Source organism: Marinitoga arctica (assembly GCF_054657315.1).
On the sequence record NZ_BAAHYY010000015.1, the window covers coordinates 19,164 to 38,156 of the forward strand.

General features: G+C 25.3%; 19 protein-coding genes and 1 tRNA gene. 8 read left to right on the top strand and 12 right to left on the bottom strand.

Features of this window, described 5'->3' with window-relative positions:
- Positions 1–18: 18 nt before the first annotated feature.
- Both dtd and ACYQ44_RS05555 read right to left on the bottom strand, forming a co-directional pair.
- On the bottom strand, positions 19–471 hold the full coding sequence (dtd, locus tag ACYQ44_RS05550; protein ID WP_459995834.1) for a D-aminoacyl-tRNA deacylase: 453 nt from the start codon (positions 469–471) through the stop codon (positions 19–21).
- A gap of 2 nt (positions 472–473) precedes the next feature.
- Positions 474–2,636, bottom strand: coding sequence for a RelA/SpoT family protein (locus tag ACYQ44_RS05555; RefSeq protein WP_459995835.1), 2,163 nt, complete (start codon positions 2,634–2,636; stop codon positions 474–476).
- A 104-nt stretch (positions 2,637–2,740) separates the two neighbouring features.
- On the opposite strand from ACYQ44_RS05555, the gene fabG reads away from it, so the two are divergent.
- The 8 genes from fabG to ACYQ44_RS05595 all read left to right on the top strand — a co-directional run bounded on the left by fabG (position 2,741) and on the right by ACYQ44_RS05595 (position 10,079).
- The gene (gene fabG / locus ACYQ44_RS05560) at positions 2,741–3,490 is read left to right on the top strand and encodes a 3-oxoacyl-[acyl-carrier-protein] reductase (protein WP_459995836.1); all 750 of its coding nucleotides are present in this window, start codon (positions 2,741–2,743) and stop codon (positions 3,488–3,490) included.
- The gene (locus tag ACYQ44_RS05565; RefSeq protein WP_459995838.1) at positions 3,490–4,428 is read left to right on the top strand and encodes a radical SAM protein; all 939 of its coding nucleotides are present in this window, start codon (positions 3,490–3,492) and stop codon (positions 4,426–4,428) included. The genes fabG and ACYQ44_RS05565 overlap by 1 nt, the downstream gene beginning before the upstream one ends.
- A complete protein-coding gene (locus ACYQ44_RS05570; RefSeq protein ID WP_459995839.1) occupies positions 4,421–6,070 on the top strand; it encodes a sigma-54 interaction domain-containing protein in 1,650 nt (549 codons plus the stop codon). The genes ACYQ44_RS05565 and ACYQ44_RS05570 overlap by 8 nt, the downstream gene beginning before the upstream one ends.
- An 8-nt stretch (positions 6,071–6,078) precedes the next feature.
- The gene (fliJ, locus tag ACYQ44_RS05575; protein WP_459995841.1) at positions 6,079–6,525 is read left to right on the top strand and encodes a flagellar export protein FliJ; all 447 of its coding nucleotides are present in this window, start codon (positions 6,079–6,081) and stop codon (positions 6,523–6,525) included.
- 68 nt (positions 6,526–6,593) lie between these two features.
- A tRNA-Cys gene (locus ACYQ44_RS05580) sits at positions 6,594–6,670 on the top strand.
- Between the two features lie 320 nt (positions 6,671–6,990).
- Positions 6,991–7,932, top strand: coding sequence for a transglycosylase SLT domain-containing protein (locus ACYQ44_RS05585; RefSeq protein WP_459995843.1), 942 nt, complete (start codon positions 6,991–6,993; stop codon positions 7,930–7,932).
- Position 7,933: 1 nt separating this feature from the next.
- Positions 7,934–9,472, top strand: a complete 1,539-nt coding sequence (locus ACYQ44_RS05590) for a sensor domain-containing diguanylate cyclase (RefSeq protein ID WP_459995844.1) — start codon at positions 7,934–7,936, stop codon at positions 9,470–9,472.
- Positions 9,473–9,488: 16 nt separating this feature from the next.
- Positions 9,489–10,079 (top strand): LysE family translocator, encoded by a 591-nt coding sequence (locus ACYQ44_RS05595; RefSeq protein ID WP_459995845.1) that lies wholly within the window; start codon positions 9,489–9,491, stop codon positions 10,077–10,079.
- Between the two features lie 36 nt (positions 10,080–10,115).
- On the opposite strand, the gene ACYQ44_RS05600 is transcribed toward ACYQ44_RS05595, so the two are convergent.
- The 10 genes from ACYQ44_RS05600 to ACYQ44_RS05645 all read right to left on the bottom strand — a co-directional run bounded on the left by ACYQ44_RS05600 (position 10,116) and on the right by ACYQ44_RS05645 (position 18,955).
- On the bottom strand, positions 10,116–11,042 hold the full coding sequence (locus tag ACYQ44_RS05600) for a magnesium transporter CorA family protein (protein WP_459995846.1): 927 nt from the start codon (positions 11,040–11,042) through the stop codon (positions 10,116–10,118).
- 172 nt (positions 11,043–11,214) lie between these two features.
- Positions 11,215–12,033 (bottom strand): metal ABC transporter permease, encoded by an 819-nt coding sequence (locus ACYQ44_RS05605; RefSeq protein WP_459995847.1) that lies wholly within the window; start codon positions 12,031–12,033, stop codon positions 11,215–11,217.
- Positions 12,026–12,766 carry a metal ABC transporter ATP-binding protein gene (locus ACYQ44_RS05610; protein WP_459995848.1) on the bottom strand — a complete coding sequence of 247 codons (741 nt, stop codon included), beginning with the start codon at positions 12,764–12,766 and terminating at the stop codon, positions 12,026–12,028. Before ACYQ44_RS05610 ends, ACYQ44_RS05605 begins: the two co-directional genes overlap by 8 nt.
- Positions 12,759–13,142 carry a Fur family transcriptional regulator gene (locus ACYQ44_RS05615; protein ID WP_459995849.1) on the bottom strand — a complete coding sequence of 128 codons (384 nt, stop codon included), beginning with the start codon at positions 13,140–13,142 and terminating at the stop codon, positions 12,759–12,761. Before ACYQ44_RS05615 ends, ACYQ44_RS05610 begins: the two co-directional genes overlap by 8 nt.
- Positions 13,143–13,146: 4 nt before the next feature.
- Complete coding sequence (locus tag ACYQ44_RS05620) at positions 13,147–14,034, bottom strand: metal ABC transporter substrate-binding protein (RefSeq protein ID WP_459995850.1); 888 nt, start codon at positions 14,032–14,034, stop codon at positions 13,147–13,149.
- A gap of 98 nt (positions 14,035–14,132) precedes the next feature.
- The gene (gene folK / locus ACYQ44_RS05625) at positions 14,133–14,615 is read right to left on the bottom strand and encodes a 2-amino-4-hydroxy-6-hydroxymethyldihydropteridine diphosphokinase (RefSeq protein WP_459995878.1); all 483 of its coding nucleotides are present in this window, start codon (positions 14,613–14,615) and stop codon (positions 14,133–14,135) included.
- A complete protein-coding gene (gene folP / locus ACYQ44_RS05630) occupies positions 14,609–15,805 on the bottom strand; it encodes a dihydropteroate synthase (RefSeq protein WP_459995852.1) in 1,197 nt (398 codons plus the stop codon). The genes folK and folP overlap by 7 nt, the downstream gene beginning before the upstream one ends.
- A complete protein-coding gene (gene folE2 / locus ACYQ44_RS05635) occupies positions 15,799–16,545 on the bottom strand; it encodes a GTP cyclohydrolase FolE2 (RefSeq protein ID WP_459995853.1) in 747 nt (248 codons plus the stop codon). Before folE2 ends, folP begins: the two co-directional genes overlap by 7 nt.
- 1 nt (position 16,546) lies before the next feature.
- Positions 16,547–16,903: a 6-carboxytetrahydropterin synthase QueD gene (queD, locus tag ACYQ44_RS05640; protein ID WP_459995855.1), complete on the bottom strand. Its 357-nt coding sequence runs from the start codon at positions 16,901–16,903 to the stop codon at positions 16,547–16,549.
- A gap of 90 nt (positions 16,904–16,993) precedes the next feature.
- Positions 16,994–18,955 (bottom strand): IGHMBP2 family helicase, encoded by a 1,962-nt coding sequence (locus tag ACYQ44_RS05645; RefSeq protein WP_459995856.1) that lies wholly within the window; start codon positions 18,953–18,955, stop codon positions 16,994–16,996.
- Positions 18,956–18,993 lie beyond the last annotated feature (38 nt).

Below are 18,993 nucleotides of genomic sequence, written 5' to 3' on the forward strand. Positions count from 1 at the left end.
ATAAACACCTCCAAAAAATTAAAATAATTTTTCCGAATCCAATAATAAGGTAACCGGACCATCATTGATTAGATGTACTTTCATATCTGCTTGAAATACTCCTGTTTCAACTTTTATATCATATTTACTCTTTACATAATTGACAAATTTTTCATAATATTCATTTCCTTTTTCAGGTTTAGCTGCATTTGAATAAGATGGTCTTCTTCCTTTTCTACAATCACCATATAATGTAAATTGAGAAACAATTAATATTTCACCTTTAATGTCTAATAAAGATAAATTCATTTTATTATTTTCATCTTCGAAAATTCTTAAATTCATTATCTTATCTGCCAACCATTCAATATCTTTTTCGGTATCATTTTGACCTACTCCAATTAATACCAAAATTCCTTTATCTATTTTACCTACAGTTTTTTCTTCTACATCAACATGTGCTTCTAATACTCTTTGGACAACTGCTCTCAAACTTAACTCCTCCTTACACTATAAATTCCTTTTAGGTTTTTTATTGCAGTTAAAACTCTCATTAAATGCTGAACATCTCTAACAGCTAAACGCATTTTTAAATCTATTTTATCTATTTTTCTTGATGTTTCATACATTTCTATATTTGCTTTTTCCATTTTTATTACCCTTCTAATATCATCAAGAATAGATTTTTTCTCCATTTCTATAAGTAAGTGTGTAACGAATTTTGAATTTTCAGTATCATTTGTTATCCAGGTAACTTTAACTATTCTGGATATAGGGACCTCTTTTATATTTAGGCAATTTTTTCTATGAACGCCAATTCCTTTTCTACTAACAATTCCTATAATATCATCACCTAAAACAGGATTGCAACATTTTGCAAAATATACATCAATACCTTCTTGGCCATCAACAATTATTCCAATACCTTTCCTTTTATATTGTATTTTTTGAGATTCATAAATCTCTTCTTTTTCTTTATTTTCTTTAAAAATTTCTTTAGATTCAAATAATTTATATATTTCTTTTGGGTTAACATCACCAAATCCAAGCCTAATATATAATTCTTCTTCATTTTTAATTTTGTTTCTTTCGCAAAAGGTTTGATTATCTTTTATTTCATGAATTAAATTATCAATGGACATGTTTAATTCTTTAGCGATTTCTCTAATTTTCTCTCGTCCTTTTTCTTCAAGATTTTTTTCATTTTTAAGTCTATAATATCTCTTTATTTTATGTTTTGTTCTTGAAGATTTTGCATATTTTAGCCAGTCTATACTCGGCCCTTCTGTATTTCTGTTAACAATTATTTCAACAATATCACCATTATTTAATTCATAACTTATAGGAACAATTTTTCCATTAACTTTTGCTCCGGCAAAATGATTACCTACATTTGTATGAATAGCATATGCAAAATCAATTGGTGTAGCTCCATAAGGCAAATGTATAATCTCTCCTTTAGGAGTAAAAACAAAGACTTCATGTGCTTTTAATTCTTCTTCAATTTCATTTAGATTAAATGCAGATTGAGCAATTTCTTTATGTAAATCCATTAATCTTTTTACAAAATATAGTTTTTTTGAATCTACTCCTTCTTTATATGCCCAGTGAGCAGCTAAACCGTATTCGCTTTCTTCATGCATTTCCCAATCTCTAATTTGTATTTCCAATGTTTCTCCTTTGTTTGTAATAACTGTTGTATGTATAGATCTATAGCCATTTGATTTCGGAACAGCTATATAGTCTTTTATTCTTCCCGGTACAGGTCGCCATACTGAATGAACAACTCCCAAGGCTGCGTAACAAGCAGTTGGAGATTCTGTTATGATTCTTAGCGCAATAACATCATATATTTCATAAAAGCTTTTATTTTTTCTTAACATTTTTTCCCAAATGCTATATAAATGTTTTGTCCTTCCTTGTAAAGTAGCTTTTATATTGTGTTTTACTAATTGTTCTGAAATTATTTGTTTATATTCTTCCATTTTATCTTGTACATTTTTTACTTTTTCTTCTAATTTTCTTTTTAAATCTTCATATGCTTCAGGGTATAAATATTTAAATGAAAGATCTTCCAATTCTGCCTTTATCTTGTGAATGCCTAACCTATGGGCAATTGGAGCATAGATTTTAAGTGTTTCTTGTGATTTTATGATTTGTTTTTTATGAGGAACATATTGCAAAGTTCTCATATTATGCAGTCTGTCAGATAGTTTTACAATAATAACTCTTATATCATTAGACATTGCAAGCAACATTTTACGAATAGTTTCTATTTTTTCTAAAGATTTCATATCAACTTTATTTAGTTTTTCATTTAATTTTAAATTACTGATTTTAGTAACTCCATCAACAATTCTTGATATTTCAGGTCCAAATTCTTTTGTGATTTTTTCTATAGGAACATCACAATCTTCAACAACATCGTGTAATAATGCAGAAACAATACTTTCGATATCCATTTTTAATTCGGCCAAAATTTTTGAAACAGCTTTTGGGTGTTCAAAAAAAGGTTCTCCTGAAGCTCTCATTTGTCCATCATGAGCTTCTTTGGCTAAAAAATATGCTTTTCTTAATAAATTTATTTCAGAATCTATTAGTTTTCTTTCAAGAAGTTCTTCTATATTTTTTAAATAATAATCAAATTCTCTTTGCATTGAGTCACTTCCTTTCATTTTAATTATATCATAAAAGGTAAATCTAATAAAAAATTTATGATATAATATTTTTATAAATACATATAATAAATGGAGGGAATAATATGAAATTAAAGGATAAAATTTGTATAGTAACAGGTGCAAATAGAGGAATAGGAAAAGAAATTAGTAAAAAATTTGTTGAAGAAGGAGCTACTGTATTGGGTTTTGCAAGAAATATAGAAGCATTGAAAAATGTTGAGAATGAATTAAATTCTTTAAATAAAGGAGTATTTAAAGGATATAGGGTAGATGTATCTAATAGTGAAGAAGTAAATAATGTAGTTAAAGATATATATAAAGAATATAAAAGAATTGATGTTCTTGTTAATAATGCTGGTGTTACTAAAGATATGTTGTTATTATTAATGAAGGAAGAAGATTTTGATTTTGTTATAAATGTTAATTTAAAAGGTGTATTTTTAGTTACAAAAGCTGTAGCTAAAATAATGAGGAAACAAAAAGAAGGTTCAATAATTAACATTTCAAGTGTTGTAGGAATAGATGGAAATATAGGTCAAACAAATTATTCTGCAAGTAAAGCTGGTGTTATAGGAATGACAAAAACTTGGGCTAAAGAATTGACAATGAAAGGTGAACAAATTAGAGTAAACGCCGTTGCCCCAGGTTTTATAGAAACAGATATGACCAAAGATCTTAATGAGGACTTTAAAAAAGCAGCATTGCAGAGAATATTGTTAAAACGTTTAGGATCACCAAAAGAAGTTGCAAAAGCAGTGTTATTTCTTGCTTCTGATGATTCATCATATATTACAGGTCAAGTTATAAGAATAGATGGAGGGCTTTCATTGTAATGGGTTATGTTCCAGGATATATAAAATTATACGAAACAGGTGAATTGCATAGAAGAAGAGATTTATTATATAAAAAATTAAAATCATGTGATATGTGTCCTAAAAATTGTAAAATAAATAGATATGAAAAGTTGGGAGTATGTAAAGTTGGAGATAAAATAAGAATTTCAGAATTTGTTTTGTATAAAGGTGAAGAACCACCGTTGGTTGGAGATACAGGTGCTGGAGGTGTGTTTTTTAGTAATTGTGTTATGAAATGTGTTTATTGTCAAAATTTTAACTTTTCTCAAAAAGGATTTGGAAAAGAATTTTCAAGTGTAGAATTAGCAGATAAATTTTTATGGTTACAAAATGAGAAAAAGGCTCAAAATATTGATTTAGTAACAGCAACGCCATATTTGCCATTTATTTTTGATGCTTTGATATTAGGTATTGAAAATGGTCTTAAAATACCAATAGTATGGAATACATCTTCTTATGAGAATATAAATACATTAAGATTATTAGATGGAATAGTTGATATATATTTAGCGGATATAAGATATACTTCAGAATATGCTGCTAGAAGATATTCTAAAACACCTGATTATTGGGATTTTGCAGATAAGGCTATTAGAGAAATGTATAATCAATTAGGCGGAGAATATATTTTTGAAAAAGATGTAATGAAAAAAGGGCTAATAATAAGGATTTTAGTATTACCAAACAATATTGACGAAGCAAAAAATGCTTTAAAATATATTTCAAAATTAGATAAAAATATACTCATTAGTCTCATGGACCAATATGTACCGGTATATAAAGCAAAAGAATATCCAGAAATAAATAGACTTTTGAAAAAGAGTGAATACGATAAAGTTGTTGATATTATGATAGAATTAGATTTAAACGGTTGGATACAAGAACATAAATTGATAGAGGGTGATTTATATGACTAATGAAAAAATGATTATGAGAATTTTAGATGATATTCAGGAAGCAGTTATTTTAATTAATTCAGAGGAAGAAATAATATTTTTAAATAATTCTGCTTCAAAGATACTCAATTTACCTAAAGAAAAGTTTTTATATAATAAAGTAACTGAAACTATTCCTGATACAAGATTACATATAGTTTTAAAAACAGGAATACCTGAATTAGACAGAATACAAAATCTTGGTAAAAAAATAATAGTTACTTCAAGATTTCCAATAAAAGATGAAAATGATGAAATAATTGGAGCTGCAGCTATTTTTAGAGATGTAACTAGTATCCAAAAATTAGCAGAAGAAGTTACTAATTTAAGAGAACTAGACTCTCTTTTAAGGGCTATTATTGATTCGACATATGATGCAATATCTGTTGCTGATGAAGAAGGCCGAATAGTTATGGTAAATAAAGCTTATACAAAAGTAACTGGTCTTTCTCCTAAAGAGGTAATAGGAAAATTAGCAACATATGATATAGCAGAAGGTCATGAAAGTATGCATATAAGATGTGCCCGTGAAAAAAAGCCAATATTAAATGTAAAAACAAAATTATCTACTAATAAAAAAGAAGTGTTAATAAATGTAAATCCTATTTTTGTAAAAGGGGAATTTAAAGGTAGTGTTGGAGTTATTCATGATATATCTGAAATTGAAAGATTAATAAGAGAATTAGAAGCAACAAAAAGATTATTGAAAAAAGATGAGGCAAAATACACATTTGAAGATATTGTGTCTGAGTCTGATATAATGAAAAATGTTGTATTTCAGGCAAAAAAAGCAGCAAACACGAATGTTAATGTATTGCTATATGGAGAACCTGGGGTAGGAAAAGAAATTTTAGCACAGGCAATACATAATTATAGTAGTAGAAGAGAGAATCCATTTATATCAACAAATTTATTACTTCAAAATGAGGAAAAACAAATTGAAATATTTTTTGGGGAAAACAATTTAATAGAAAAATCTGATAGTGGAACTCTTTTTATAGATAACACACATTTAATGAGTCCAGAAGTTCAAAATTTAATGTTGGAATTATTAAATGAAAATGAAGTTATATACCAAAATAGAAAGATTGCTTTAAATTCTCGAATAATATTTGCTACACCAGAAAATCTTAAAGAATTAATGTCTATAGGTAAATTTTCAAGAAAATTATTTTATAAAATATCAGTAGTTACAATAGAAGTTCCAGCATTAAGAGATAGAAAAGAAGATATACCAAAAATGGCAAAACAAGTATTACATATATTAAACCAAAAACATGAAAAAGTAATATATGACATATCGGAAGATGCTATAAAAATACTTGAAAATTACGAATGGCCCGGGAATATCAGAGAATTAGAAAATGTTTTGGACAGAGCATTAATGAATATGTCACATTCTGATACCATAATTACTTCAATGCATTTACCTGAATTAAAAACTATAAATGTAGATAATCCAGAATTAAATGGAACTCTTAAAGAATTACTTGATGAATATGAAAAGTATATAATAATTGAAACATTAAAAAATTGTCAGGGTAATAAAACAGCTGCTGCAAAAAAATTAGGACTTACAGTCAGGAATTTATATTATAAGTTAGAAAAATTAGGATTAAAATAGGTGATTAAATGAGATTTCATTTTTCTCTTGAAAGATTGAGAAATTTAAAAGAGCATTTGGAAGAAGATGCAAAAAGAATATTTTTAGAAGCAACTGCTGAAAGAATAAAAGCAGAAAAGGAGTTAATTGATATAAACAATAAAATAAAAGAAGAAAATGAAAAATTCATATATCAAATTTCTAATAATTTAATTACAATACAGGAAATTCAACAATGGAGATCTTATCTTGAAGCATTAGAAAAGGAAAAAATAAAATTGGGAGAAATATATAGAAAAAAAGTTGCAGAAGAAGAAGAAAAGAGGCAAATGTATTTAGAAGCAAGAAAAGAGAGGATTATTTTAGATAAATTAAAAGAAAGAAAATATGAAGAATATAAATTAGAATATCAAAGAAAAGAAAATAGAGATTTAGATGAAATTGGTATTCAGATGTTCTTTAGAAAAAAAGAATAATTTCAAACAAAATTTATATTTTCTTCTATATACCTTAATATATTATATGGTATAATAATCACGGTCAAGGCAACGTAGCCAAGGGGTCTAAGGCGGCGGTCTGCAAAATCGCTATTCGTGGGTTCAAATCCCACCGTTGCCTCCATTTTAAAAAAATTATGTAAAACCTCCCGTTAATTGGGAGGTTTTTTTATTATATATTATAATATAATTTAAAAAGAATAAATTTTCAAAAACACTTGAAAATATGAATAATCAAGTGAGAGTAAAATTTTATGTTTTAAAAATAATATATAAAAATATAAAAAATGACTTCTATTATACTTATATGAGTATATCATAAAAACATTTTTAATATTTTTATGATATAATTTAAAAGACATTTTTATATTTTGTTAATAAAAATGCAAAGTTAAAGATATATTTTGGCATTTAAATTGATTCACTTTTTTTGGAGGTGGTTTTATGAAAAAAATTTATATAATTATTATATTATTTTCATTATCTATTTTATATGGAAGAGATTTAAACGAAATTTTATCTTCTGGATATTTAATTATAGGTATAAGAAATGTACCTTCAGATATAATTTACCAATCTGAAGATCCAGAAAGAATAGGATTTTGTTATGAATTAGCAAAAACATATGCTGACTATTTGAAGGTTGATTTAAAAGTGGTAGAAGTACCAAGATTTATAGATTACTGGACGAAAGATGGGGAAATTATATTAGGAAAAGATGTTCAAGAAACACCAGATATATATAGTAAAGTAGATATTGTCGCTGATATAATAACTGTTACCGCTGAAAGAGAAAAAATTGTAAATATGATTCCTTTTGTAGAAAATGCAGAAATATTATATGGGAAAAAAGATTTGATAGTTAATGATTTTTATGATTTAAAGGGTAAAAGAGTAATTACTGGAGAATCTTTTCATTTTTATCAAACATTAATTGAAGAACTGAACAAAAGAAATATAAAATATGTTATTAATAAAATTACAATAGACAACAATAAAATAAAATTTCTTGGAAAATATAATAAACCAAAAAATGATGAGGTTGATATTTTGTTGTTGCCCATTGGAGAAAAATATATAAGCAATTTCTTTTTTTATCAAGTAATATTGGATAAAGCTGATGTTAGTACCTTAGATTCATTTTCATTTTTTGCAAAATTATTAAAAACTTATGTTTTTAAAGAATATTTAAAACCACTTTTTGTGATTTCAGAAAAAATAGGTTATCTTGCTTTTTGTACCTCCTATGAAACACCTCAATTAAATGATTCTCTAGAAAAATTTATCCTAGAATTTAAAACAACGGAGAAGTATAATCATATGATTAAAAAGTATATTGATATAGATTATAAAGAATATATTAAATTTTTGAGGAAAGGTAAATAATATGAAACTAGAACAAAAAATGTTTAAATATATGTTAATTACCATAGTTTTTATAATCTTAATAGTTATCGGGATTTCATTTTATTTTAGAGTAATTCAGATTATTAAATGTGAATCTGATAGATTGTTATTGCTTAATAAAAATTTTGAGAATAAGTTAAACAATACGATAACAAAAGTAGAAAATTTAATAGAAGAAATTTCTTCAACTAATGATGTAATATTTATTTTTGATAAAAATTCACTTATTTCTAATTTCTCTATGGAAGCGTTAAAAAAAGAATTTGTTAATATATTAGATAAAAATAATTATATAGATGGAATTTATATTATTGATGAAAATAATAAATTATTAAGTATTGGAGAAGAATATACTTTTCAAATAAAAGAAGGTATGGATTCACAGATTTTTGATAATGATTTTTATATTATATTCAATAAAAGAATAAATTCTAAAAAGAATAGATATTTAATTTTTTTAGTTAATATAAGTAGAATATTTGAAGAGTATAAACAAAGTTTAAATTTGGGGTCTTCATATTTTTTGTTAATAAAATCAAACGATGGCTTGATTTTGATTAATAAAGAGGGGATTATTCAGAAAATTGATCAAGCACATTTAAAAAAAATGTTTTTAACAAATAATAAAGTTATTTTTCGAGATATTGAAATTCAATTGTTAGAAACATATGATGATCTTTTTCAAAGTATTCGTAGAGCAATACTTGTTTTTATTGGAACGGTTGGAATAGCAGTTGTAGTTTCATGGGTAATTTCTAAATATTTGTCTTCTTATATGGTAAATTCTATTAATAAGATTACGAAGATTATAGAGAATTCTAAACCAGGGAAATACAATAAAATAGAGATAGATGACTCATATGAAGAAGAATTGAAAAGGCTTTCTTTGAAATTTAATGAAATGATTAATGAACTAAATATGTATATAAATAATATGGAAGAAATGGTAGAAGAAAGAACCAAAAGAATAAATGAACAAAATAAAATGCTTAAAAGATTAAATGAAAAATTAAAAGAAACATCAATAAAAGATGATTTAACAAAATTATATAATAGAAGATATTTTAATGAACGATTTATAGAAGATTTTAAATTTGCATATAGAGAAAAATTATATATTAATTTTGCTATTATAGATATAGATCATTTTAAAAATATAAATGATAAATATGGACATCTTGCAGGTGATTATTGTTTGAAAGAGTTAAGTAAAATATTTAAGACTTATTTTCATAGATCTACAGATAAAATATACAGATATGGTGGAGAAGAGTTTGCTATTTATTATATTTCAAAAGACAATCAAAAATTTAAAGAATTATTAGAAACATTAAAAAATGATGTAGAGAATAGAGAATTTATTTATGAAAATAAAAAAATAAAATTTACTATTAGTATAGGAGCTATAAGTAGCATTCCAGAAAATACTGATTATATTAAATTCATAAAAATTGCAGATGATAATTTATATAAAGTTAAAAGATCAGGAAGGAATAAAATATATATAACTGAGAATTAAAATTGTGGTGATAAAAATGAATTGGATTGCATTTCTTTCTTTTGTTTTTATAGCTTCATGGACACCGGGACCAAATAATATTTTATCAATGATCAATGCTAATAAAGTTGGATATAAGAAAACGGTATTTTTTTGTTTAGGGGTTACAACAGGTTTTTCACTATTAGTTTTTATTAGCATATATTTTAACTATTGGTTATATGAAGTTATGCCTAAGATAAAAATAGTAATGGGTATTATAGGAGCCTTATATATGCTATATTTAGCTTATATAATATTGAAAAGTAATTCTCACGATAATTCAAAAGAAAGAGTCTATAAAATAGCAACATTTAAACAGGGGATTTTAATGCAATATATTAATCCTAAAGCAATATTATTTAGCATTACAGTATCATCTAATTTTATTGTTCCTAATTTTAATTCTTGGTATTCGTATGTATTAATTTCAATATCTTTAGGATTAGTAGCCTTTTTTGCAACATCAACATGGGCTATAATGGGCAGTGTTTTAAATACGATATTTGCAAAATACGAAAAGATATTTAATAGAGTTATGGCTGGTTTATTAGTTTATAGTGCTCTTTCGATATCGGGTATAATATAAAAAGAAACTTCTCAACGGAAGTTTCTTTTTATATACTTATAGCCATTTTTTCCCTTTAAACCATAAAAATGTCATAAACATAACAATTATAGATGAAATAATAATATTTATATATACTAATGGATTTTCTTGAAAAGGCAGCTTTACATTCATACCATAAAAACTTGTTAAGATAGTTGGTACCTGAAGCAAAATTGTAACAACTGTCAAGATTTTCATAACAATATTTAGATTATTCGATATAACTGAAGCATATGCATCCATCATTCCAGACAAAATATTGCTATATATATTTGTTACTTCTATAGCTTGTCTATTTTCTATTAATGTATCTTCTAATAATTCCTCATCATCTTCATACAATTCCAATATTTTGCCTTTTAAAAGTTTTTCCATCATAATTTCATTTGACCTTAAAGAAGTTGTGAAGTACACTAAACTTTTCTCAAGATACATTAAAGTTTCAAGCTCATAATTTTTCATTGATTTATGTAATTCTTCTTCAACTAAATCTATTGTTTTATTTATTTCTTTTAAATAATCTAAGAACAATTTTGCATTTTTGAAGAATATCTGAAAAATCATTTTGCTTTTTTTATGAGGGTTTAATAAACTTGCTTCAATCATTTTTTCTATAAAATCAATCTCCTGTTTCATTGAAAGTAAAACGAAATTTTTTCCAATTATAATACCTAATGATACAGTTTTATAAGGTATTTTTTCATTTTCTTCATTTCTCATGGGTACTTTTAAAATTAATAAAATAGTATCCTCATCAACCTCGATACGAGCTCTTTCATCCTCATCTAAAGAATCTGTGATGAAATCAGGATCAAAGTTTAATAAACTTGATAACATATGTATTTCATCTTGAGATGGGTTGACAACTTTTATTAATGCATCTTGGGAAAAGCCTTTTGTCTCCACTAACTTGTGTTCTATTCTATTATAGAATTTTACCATTTTATCTCCTCCTTTTTATTTGTTATGGCGGTCTAGACAATGGATCTTCACTACAACTAAAATAATCCATAAAATTCACCTCTCTTTAAAATGAAGTATATTGTAATTATATCATATTATTAAAGACTTTTTGCTATTATAACAAATCCATCTTCATTTATTAATAAAGTTTTTATTTAGAAAAGTTTTTATTTTTCAAATAGTTAATTAAATAAAATATTAAAAACAAAGAGAATAAGGTAACCACAATAGAAGGTCCTGGTGGTATATCAATAAAATAAGCAATTACTATACCAGTAAAACCTGAAAAAATACCTATAATGCTAGAAATAAAAATCATTTGATTTAAAGATTTTGCGAATAATTTTGCTATTACACCAGGAGTAATTAGCAAGGAAGTGACTAATATAATGCCTATGATTTTTACAGAAGTTACGACAACAATAGAAACAATTATTAGAAAAATAAAATTGATTAAGTTTATAGGTACTCCAAAATTTTTTGCCATTCTTGAATTAAACGCGTAATATTTTAATTCTTTATTAAAAATAATAACAAAAGATAAAATTATTAAAGAAATAATAAAAAGTATTTTTACATCTTCACTATTAACCATTAAAATATCACCAAATAAATAACTCGTTATTTCTGGAGTATAACCAGGTTTTAAATATAAAAAAATTACGCCTAATGCCATAGAAAAAGATAATAACATACCTATAACGCTATTTTCATTAACTTTTTCTTTTTTACTAATAAAATATATAGTTGTTCCAAACAAAATAGCAGTAATTATACTTATTAAATCAACATTAAAATCAAACAAAATAGCTAATGCAATTCCACCAAAAGCAGTATGAGCAGCTCCTTCACCGATGAATTCCATTTTCTTTAATACAATATAATTTGATAATATAGATGCACTAAAGCTTGATAAAACTGCGGCTAAAATAGCATATATCATAAAATCATAAGAAAATAATTCAATCATTTCTACTCACCACTTTCAGAGGTTCGTTGATATGCAAAAGCAATTCCAAATCTTCTGAATAAATTTTCTTTAAATCTTTTGATGTCATATCAATAGCACTTTTATGACAATGAAGGGTTTTGTTTAAACACATAATAGTATTAGCCTTTTTTACTACCATAGATATATCATGGCTTACTAAAATTATAGTCATTCCATTTTTATTGAGTTCTTCTAAAATAGAATAGATTTTTGTTTGTGCTTTACTGTCTACACCAGCTTCTGGCTCATCTAATATTAAAATATCTGGATTGCTGATTAAGGCCCTTGCAAGACTTAATCGTTGATATTCACCTCCTGATAATTTCCCAACATTTCTATCGTATAAATGTTCAATATCAAGACTTTTCATAATTTTTTTAACTTTTTCATAGTGCTCATGTTTATATCTTCTAAAAAGACCTACTTCATTGTAAACACCCATTAATACAACTTCATAAGCCCTGATCGGGAAGCTTCTATCAAATTCATCTTTTTGTGGAACATAGCCAATTTTACCATTGATTTTTATTTCACCTGTATAATTTTCTATTTCACCAATTAAAATTTTTATTAAAGTAGATTTTCCAGCTCCATTAGGTCCAATTATGCCAACAAAATCATTTTTATAGATATCAAAATTAATAAATTTTAAAATTTCATTGTTTTCTACAACGTAGTTTAAGTTTTTTACAGAAATTAAATTTTCACGCATTTTTTTCACCTTCTTTTTGGCATTCTTTACAAATGCCTTCAAAATATAAAATATGATCTGTAATTTGAAATTGTATATTCTTTTCAATATAATCTTTAAATTGTTTTTCAAAGCATATATTTAAACGTTCAAATTTTTTGCATTTTATACAATATATAAAATGGGTATGTCCTTTTGGCTTATAATAATAAGTTATTTTATTGGAAAAAATTATGGATTGTAAAATATTTTCTTTTTCAAATAAGTTTAAATTTCTATAAATTGTTGATAGATCATATTCTTTATTTAAAAGATTATAAATTTCTTCTGCATTTAAAGGGTAGTCTATTTTTTCATAAATATTTAAAATATCACGTCTAGGCTTTGTTAGTTTCATAATATCACCTTATAGCATTTAAAATATTAAGAAAGTTTATCAGATAGAATTCATCTATAGATTTATAAGTAGTGCTTAAAGGATCAATTTCTCCTAATTTTATTTTTAGAGTTTTAGATAACTTTTCTGCTATTTTTCCATTTAATTGAGGCTCAGAAAATAATGCTTTTACATTATTTTTTTTAGCTAAATCAGTTAATCTTTTCATCTCTGATATAGAAGGCTCTACTCCAGGGGAGCTTTCAATTACTCCTGCTATTTTTATATTGTATCTTTTTGCAAAATATGGAAATGAATTATGAAATGTAATTATACTTCCATTAATTTCACGTGACTTTAACAGCAAATAAGCATCTAAAAGTTTAAGTTTTTCTATTAAAATTTCAGCATTTGTTTTATAAACACCTTCTTTTTTAGGATTTATCTCTATTAACTTGTTAACTATACCTGGAATTATATAATTAAAAGTGAAATAAGGATTTAACCATATATGTGGATTGTAATAACTACTTTCGTCATCATGTGAATCATGTAAATCGTGTGATTTAGAAATCAATTCTTCTTTTGGGATAAAATCAGAAATATAAAGAAAAGGTATATTTTTCTTTTTTAAATTAGGGATAATTTTACTAATAAAAATTTCTGAATTTAACCCATTAAATATAATTAAATCGCTTTTATAAATATTTATAACATCTTTAGAAGAAACAGAGTATGTATGTGGGCTTTTTCCTGGCGGTACTATAATATTTATATTATCATTTGTATCGACAATATCTTTTAAAATTAGATAATAAGGATAAATAGAAACAGAAATGTTTATAGAATACCCAACAATACCAATAATTAAAAATAAAAGTAGGGAAAAACTTTTCAACTGGTTTTTTTTCATAATAACCACCTCCATATAAAAATCATTTGCAATTGCAAATCATTTGCAATTATAGCATTATTTTATTAATTGTGAGTAAATAAAATAATAAAGGAGCTTTAAAGCTCCTCTTCATAAATATGTATTTTACTTTTATCAATCTCTTTAAATTTTTCATAAACAGTTTTTTTTATTATAGGATGTGTCCAATTAGGTGAAACATCATTAAGAGGTACAATGACAAAATCTCTTTCAAATATATATTTATGAGGTATAATTAGATTTTCTTCTTCTAAAATAATATCTTCATAATATAATATATCAAGATCAATTTCCCTAGGGCCCCATTTAAATCTATGTTTTCTTTTTAATAATTGTTCAATTTTTTTACATGTTTCTAAAAGCTTTTTTGGTGATAATTTTGTATTAATTAAAATACAGGCGTTTAAAAAATTTTCTTGTTCTGTATATCCCCAAGGTTCTGTTTCATATATATTAGAAATTTTAATTATTTCAACATGTTCGGATAATAATTCAATAGCTTTTTTAATATTTTTTAATCTATCTCCAACATTAGATCCTAATGCAATAGCACTTAATATTTTTTATACCCCCTTAACGCTTCAATCATTTTTACTGTTCTATAATTTTCTTTTACATCGTGAACCCTTATAATTTCAACATTATTTAATGCATAATAAGAAGTTAAAGCTAGTGTTCCTTCTAATCTATCTTTTGTATCGGGTAAATTCAAAACATTACCAATAGTGCTTTTTCTTGAGTGTCCCATTAAAATGGGATAACCTAAAACTCTAAATTCTTCAAGGTTATAACTAATATTCAAATTATCTTGAACCCTTTTTCCAAAACCAAATCCTGGATCAATTATTATTTGATTAATATTATGTTTATTTGCAAATTCTATTCTTTCTATGAAATATTCTAATAATTCACTTATACAATTTTCATAATAAGGATTCTTTTGCATATCTTTTGGAGTTCCTTTTATATGCATAATAACAACAGGTAATTTTGATTCCGCAACAACATGAACCATATTTTTATCAAAACGCATTCCAGAAATGTCATTTATAATGTCAACACCATTTTCAATAGCCTTCTTTGCTACTTCGGATTTATATGTGTCTACACTTAAAACCACATTAGGAAATTCTTTTCGCAAAGCTTTTATAACAGGAACAATTCTCTCGATTTCTTCTTTTAATTCAACACTTTCAGATCCTGGTCTTGTTGATTCGGCTCCAATATCAAGAATTTCAGCGCCTTCTTCAATCATTTTTTTTGCATTTTCAATAGCTTGTTCAACATTTTTTATTCTACTTGGGGCATGAAAAGAGTCTGGAGTAACATTTAAAATTCCCATTATTTTTGAATTTTCTCCTAAAATAATTTTTCTATTTCCGTTAATATTATATTCCCAATTTCTTTTTTTAATATTTTTGAATAATTCTTCAAGGTAATTTCTAACCTTTGGTATATCCCAATAATTCATACTCATTAATTTTTTTATCAATAAATCATATTGTTTTTTAGTTCCAATTAATAATAAATTTGTTTTATCTATTTTATGATTAATAGCGTATTTATGAATAGCAACATCTCCACCGCGAGATAACATTTCCTGTTTAATGATATTTGCACTAGTAACATCAATATTCTCAATTAAAATATTATAATGTTCCATTTTAGAATTAAAAATAGGAATACTTGCAGGATCAACATTTATTTCATTTTCTAAATCAATATCTTGAAGCATTCTTAGTCTTACCATGCTTTTCCCACTCTTTCTGAAAAAGCGTTATGATTATGAATACTTTCATAACTAACAACTTTTACCTTATATCCGTCTATTCTTTCATCTTTTTCTAAAAATAAACTTAAATCTCTAACAACATCTTCAACAAAATGGGGATTATCATACATATGCTCAGTAACATATTTTTCATCTTCTCTTTTTAATAACGAAAACACCATTCCACTGGAAGATTTTTCAACATATTTTGCTATTTCTTTTATTTTAACATCATTTGTTAATTTAAGACCAATCTCCACTAAAGCTCTTTGATTATGAGCACCATAATTAGAAATAGCTTTAGAACATGGGCAAAGTGTTATAATTGGAATAGCAATATATAATCTTATTTCATCGTCTATCACTTCATATGTAATATCACATTTAGTATAACTTTCTAATTTAGTTATAGGAGCTTTTCTCAATGAAAAAAAAGGAAAAGAAACCTTTATATAAGTTTTTTTTGCATCTAAAGATTTTTTTAAGTCTTTACTCATTTCTAATAATTTTTTTTCAGAAAGATTATTATGGTATTTATTTAATATTTCAACAAATCTGCTCATATGAGTTCCTCTAACATTTTCATCTAAATCAACTAACATTGTAAAATTACCTATAGTATGATTATTATCAAAAATAATTGGATATTCTAAGTCAGAAATCCCCACACCATGAATATATATACCTCTATTATCTAATTCTGATTGAACATCTTTCAATTTATTCACCCCTATAGTAAACTACATTATTTTCTGTTTCATATAACGCTACTTCATATAATTTGCAATTTCCCCTTTCTAATTTTTCTTCTAACTTATTCCATATCCACATGGAAATATTTTCTGCAGTAGGTTGTTCAATAATATTATTAAGATATGAATGATCTAAAATATTTAAAACTTCTTCTTTAACAATATTTTTTAATTCTAAGAAATCTATTACCATTCCTTCTTCATCAGGAGTTCCTTCTACTGTAATTTCTAATCTATAATTGTGCCCATGTAAAGCTTCACATTTTCCGTGATATTTAATAAGGTTATGAGCAGCAGCAAAGTTGAAAATTCTTTTAACAAACATAAAGCACCTCTTTCTTATGATTTCAAATTTATTATATCACATAGTCACAAAACAACTTTTTCAATAATATTTCGGAAATTAAAACTTTTTTTATCCGATTAATTCTTTGCTTATAGAAATGATTTTACCATTATCTTTAATATAGTTTATAAATTCTTTAAATAATGGATATTTTGAAATAGTTGAAATATCTCCAATAATAATTAATTTACTTTTAGCTCTTGTTATAGCAACATTTAATCTTCTTTCATCTGTTAAAAAACCTATTGTACCTTCATCATTACTTCTAGTTAAAGAAAAAATTATAACCTCTTTTTCCTTTCCTTGAAAACCATCAACAGTATTAATGATGCCATCGATTTTTTCTTTTAAAAAGCTCACTTGATCTTTATATGGAGAAATAATTCCGTGATCAATATTTTGTTCAGATAAAATTTCTGATATTTTAATTATTATATTGGCTTCTAAAGGATTATATTTTGATGAAGACCCTTTTTTTATTATTTCAAATCTTTCTGGAATTAAAGAGGTATCAACAAATACGATTGGGATTTCATTTAATATTTCATTATATGGATAAAATATGTTTTCCAAATTAATTTTTAAAGTTTTATTTTTAACGCTTTTATCACTTTTTAAAAGTCCCCTATAGAACTTTTTATTTGAAAACTGCATTATTTTATCATTCATTCTATATTGAACAGTTAATATTGATGAATTTTCTGGATATTTATTAATCAATTTTTCAAACAAAGTTTTAGATAAAATTTTTTCAGCTTTAGGATTTAATATTGTAGGTGGTAATTGTTTATGATCCCCGCCCATAATTAACTTTTCGCCATGAACTATAGGTATATAACATGAGGGTTCAGTAGCTTGAGAACCTTCATCTATAACTACAGTATCAAATCTTATTTTTTCTAGTTCATCAATTCCTGATGAAGAGTTTGTGCTAACAACAACATCACACTCTTTTAATATCTTTAAAATTAATTCATCTTCCATTTCTTTAGCTTTGTCAAATAAAGTTTGAACTTCCTTGTTAAGTTTAATCCAATTATACATAGATTGCATATTTTTAGGAAAAATTCCCCTGGTGCCCCGCTCTTTTAATGCATATTTTTCTATTTGTTCATCTGTTAAACCTCTTCTAAATTGTGGAGTTGGTTTTATATATTTATCACGTTCTTCTGAAATCTTTAAAGCCTTATCTCTCATTTCATCAATTTTATAATAACTAGGATGTTTTTCAACGATATAATATAATGAATGATGAATTATATCTTGATCTATTCTTGATGGATGTCCCAATCTACATACTTTGATGTTTTCATATTTTAAAAGATTAATAAGCAAATTATCAGCTGCAATATTTGAATCAGCTGTAGCCAATATTTTTCTTCCAATATGAGCTTCTTGAACAATAATTTCAGTTAAAGTTCTTGTTTTTCCAGTGCCAGGAGGGCCATGAATTAAAAATACATCTTCGCTTCCTATAGCTTTTTCAACAGCATCTTTTTGTGATAGATTAAGATTTTTATCAAAAAAATTTAAATTAACTTTTTTAGGTATTTTTGGTTTTTTATTTCCCAAAATAATAGATTTTAAAATACTCAATTTTCCTTCTGCATAATGTAATTTTAAAATCGCATCCTGCATACGTTTAAATGTAACTTCATTTAAATATAAATCAATTCTTATATTTTTTGATTTTTGTACCCAAATAGGAGGTTTATTAGAAAAAGAAATAATAATATATTTATTTCCAACCTCAATTACAGAACCTAATAAATCACTTTTTAGTGGATTACCTTTACTTACTAAAACAACATCACCAACATTAATATCTGTTTTAATATTTTCCTTTTTTCCAAATTTAATTAGATGTAAACCACCTATTTCTCTACCTATATACTTTCCATTTAAGTTGTTTATAGCTCTTCCTATTTTTTCTCTATCTTTTCCATATTGTTTAATTTCATTTATCATTGATTTGATTTCTGCTTCTTTTTCTAACTCAATTGCTTCGTATAATTTCTCAAAAAATTCCATAATATCACCTTACATTATTTAAGATTTCACTACATTTT